Raw genomic sequence first — 3380 nt, 5'->3', positions numbered from 1 at the left:
CGGTGTTGCCGTCGTATACTCCCCCCGTCCCCGACGGGGCACCTGCGATGCCAGCAGACAAGCCGATGACGAACTCTGAACTTCAAAAGAAGCTCTCAGCCACTGATGAGGCCGCCGAAATTATTCGCAAACACTGGGAAGCAGTGAAGGCAAAACAGAAAACCAAATAAGCTCGACTTGCCACCCGGCGCAAGTGAGGCGCCATAAAAAAGGGCAGGATCAGAGGCTCATATCGCCTTTGCCCTGCCCTTTCCTGTTAGATGGTCCAGGACGTCTTCTCATCTGGACGGATCAGATAATTTCCTTGATCGGTTCGACATGCTCCACACCAACGAGCTTCTGGTCGAGTCCGCCGAAGTAGTAGGACAGGCCGTTAGGATCGAGACCCATCTGATGCAGCACGGTGGCGTGAAGCCGCTTCACGTGCATCGGAGATTCCACCGCAGCCGAGCCAAGTTCATCGGTCGTGCCGACGCTGACTCCTCCTTTGACACCTCCCCCGGCCATCCACATCGTGAATCCATACGCGTTGTGGTCGCGCCCTGTTCCCATCGCGTATTCTGCTGTTGGTTGCCGACCGAACTCTCCACCCCAGATCACCAGGGTGTCCTTCAACATTCCACGCTGCTTCAGGTCTTTAAGCAGCGCTGCGATGGGCTGATCCGTATTGCCAGCGTGGAAATTGTGGTTCTTTTCCATATCGCTGTGCGCATCCCAGTTCGCGTCGTTATGGCTACCGCCGGAATACAACTGGATGAACCTGACACCCCGCTCTACCAGTCGACGAGCGAGCAGGCAACGTCGGCCGAAATCCTGCGTTCGCGGCTTGTCGATTCCATACATTCGCTGCGTTTCTTCTGTCTCCTGTGAGAAGTCGACTGCCTCCGGCGCGTGCTGTTGCATCTTAAAGGCCAACTCATAGCTGTTGATGCGCGCGGCCAATTCGGAATTGTCTGACCGCGTCGCCGCGTGTTCCGTGTTGAGATCTTTGAGCGCGTCCAGCAGTTCCCGCTGCATCGCCCGTGTTGTGCCGGCGGGGGTGTTGAGGTCGATGATGGGTGACCCTTTTGAGCGAAGAATTGTTCCCTGATAGGTCGCGGGCATATATCCGCTCGACCAGTTCTTTGCTCCGCTGATTGGACCCCCGGACGGATCGAGCATAACGACGAATCCCGGCAGGTTCTCATTGACGCTTCCCAGCCCGTAGTTGACCCAAGAGCCCAGGCACGGACTACCGGAGGTAATCTTTCCTGAGTTCATCATGAGCATGGCGGAACCGTGGATGGGCGAGTCCGCAGTCATGGAGTGCAGAAACGCGATGTCGTCGACGCAGGTGGCCAGATGAGGGAACAGATCACTGACCCATTTGCCGCACTGGCCGTACTGGTGGAAATCCCAGCGAGGTTCGACGATGCGGCCCTGGTTTTTGTGACCACCGCGTCCGAAAGTTTTCACTTCAATGGTCTGGTTGTCACGGCCCTTCATGGCCGGTTTGTAATCAAACGTGTCAATGTGGCTCGGACCACCATACATGAAAAGAAAGATCACATTCTTCGCTTTGGGGGCGAAGTGCGGATCCTTGGGCGCTAACGGATTCTGGTGCCCGGTGAGGCCAGCCGCATGCACCTGAGACAGTCCGAAGCGATCACGCTGAAGCATCCCAGCGAGGGCGGTTCCAGCGAAACCTGCACCGGACTGCCAGAGAAACTCGCGCCGCGTTCGTCCGCAGAAGTTAGAGTTGGACATCGTTTTCTTCCTGATCATCTAGAGCTGTATGCCGGTTTGAGGCGGACGAATCTGACTGAAGCTCATGAAGCCAGGTCAGCGACTCGCCAACATGGATTTCAACATCAGTCGAGGTAGATCGACTCGTTCAGATTCAGTGTCATCAGACAAAACTGTTCCAGTGCCTTGTCCGCAGACAATCCGTGTTTGGTCTTAAGGTCATGGATCAGTTGGATACCGCGGTCAACCATGACCGGGTCGGGCTCTCGATTGAGCGCGATGCGATAGGCCTGGATCACCTGTTGCTTCAGTTCGGTCCCTTTCTCATCCTTCAATCGTGCCGCAAACACGACCGCCTGTTGATTCAGGAATTCCCCATTAAGCATCCCGAGTGCCTGCGTCGGCTGGGTGGTGGTGAATCGCGCTGCGCAACTGTTGTCCGTATCGGCTACATCGAAGTCAGAGAGGATGGGGAGAATCAGTGAGCGTTTCACCTGAACGTAGACGCTTCTGCGGGATTGGTCTTCCTCAGATGACTCGTTCCACCCTGCTCCCGGGACGGACTGTCCCGCTTTGACTTCGTCGCTGATTTTGGGAAAAACTCCCGGTCCGTACATCTTGAGATTGAGTTTCCCGCTCACGGCGAGGATCGTATCGCGGATTTCTTCTGCACCCAGGCGCCGCATATCGTGCCGCCAGAAGAGATTGTTCAGTGGGTCGACCTCCAGCGGATTGGGGCCGTTGGTTGCACTCTCCTGAGACGACGTCTCTGCAGAGCGATGTGGTGCTCGTGACGACATGCGATAAGTGTTCGACATGACGATCAACTTCTGCAATCGCTTGATCGACCAGGGTGCGCCGGGAATCTTGCGAGTGGCCCCTGCTCCATCGGCATCGGCACCGCGCGTGAATTCGATCGCGAGCCAGTCGAGCAATTCGGGGTGAGTCGGGGGATCGCCGAGCAATCCAAAATTGTTCGGTGAGCGGACGATGCCGCGTCCGAACAGATGCTGCCAGATCCGATTGACCATCACGCGGGCTGCGAGACGGTTGTCCGGTGCAGTGATCCAGTTCGCCAGAGCGAGTCTTCGTCCGGAACTCGTCGCACCGGCAGGAGGCTCGGGGATCCGAGCATCGCCGCCACCAAGGGCGGAAAGATAGGCCGGAACCACTTTGTCCCCGGGAGACTGCGGGTTTCCTCGCTTCAGCAGCATCGTCTCAGGTGGCGTGGGACCGACTTCGGTCACACAAAGCGCCATGTCCACGTTGACCTTTTGATTCTTCTTCTGTTCCAACTGCTTCAAGAGTTCCGTGTATTCCAGGTAGCGTTTTTCACCCAGGAGGGTCGGTCCCTGACTCGTGATCAAGCTCTTGAAGTCTCGCTGCTTCGTCGGAGCCGATTCCCCGAGTGAAGCAACATTGCTGATCGCCGACAGGTAACGGTTTGTAAAACCAGGACCTGACCACTTTACAATCAGCTCTTTGGCGCCGGTCGGTCCCTGGAAATAGTCCAGGCGAACCGGAGTACGTCCTTTCTTGAGTTCGATCGTTCGCTTCTGGGGATTTCCTGTACCGTGGATCCCATCATGCAGCAGAACTTCCTGCCCCTGGATCGAAAGGCGTGAACCGTCGTCGGAATCCAGAGTAAAAGTATA

The 3380-nt window shown here is 56.6% G+C and carries 2 protein-coding genes; both read right to left on the bottom strand.

What is annotated here, in order from left to right; genetic code table 11:
• Positions 1 to 291 precede the first annotated feature (291 nt).
• Complete coding sequence (locus VGE80_RS15040; RefSeq protein WP_440593229.1) at positions 292 to 1746, bottom strand: DUF1501 domain-containing protein; 1455 nt, start codon at positions 1744 to 1746, stop codon at positions 292 to 294.
• A gap of 104 nt (positions 1747 to 1850) precedes the next feature.
• A partial coding sequence (locus VGE80_RS15035; RefSeq protein ID WP_440593228.1) for a DUF1553 domain-containing protein occupies positions 1851 to 3380 on the bottom strand: 1530 nt, incomplete at its 5' end.

The organism is Schlesneria sp. (assembly GCF_036405755.1).
GTDB classification, from domain to species: Bacteria; Planctomycetota; Planctomycetia; order Planctomycetales; family Planctomycetaceae; genus Schlesneria; species Schlesneria sphaerica.
Note: the sequence above shows the minus strand (reverse complement) of the source record. Positions and strands in the feature narration are given on the sequence as shown.

Excerpts from the sequence above, each read along its gene's own strand:
- VGE80_RS15040 (WP_440593229.1), bottom strand. The coding sequence starts at position 1,746 with ATGTCCAACTCTAACTTCTGCGGACGAACGCGGCGCGAGTTTCTCTGG.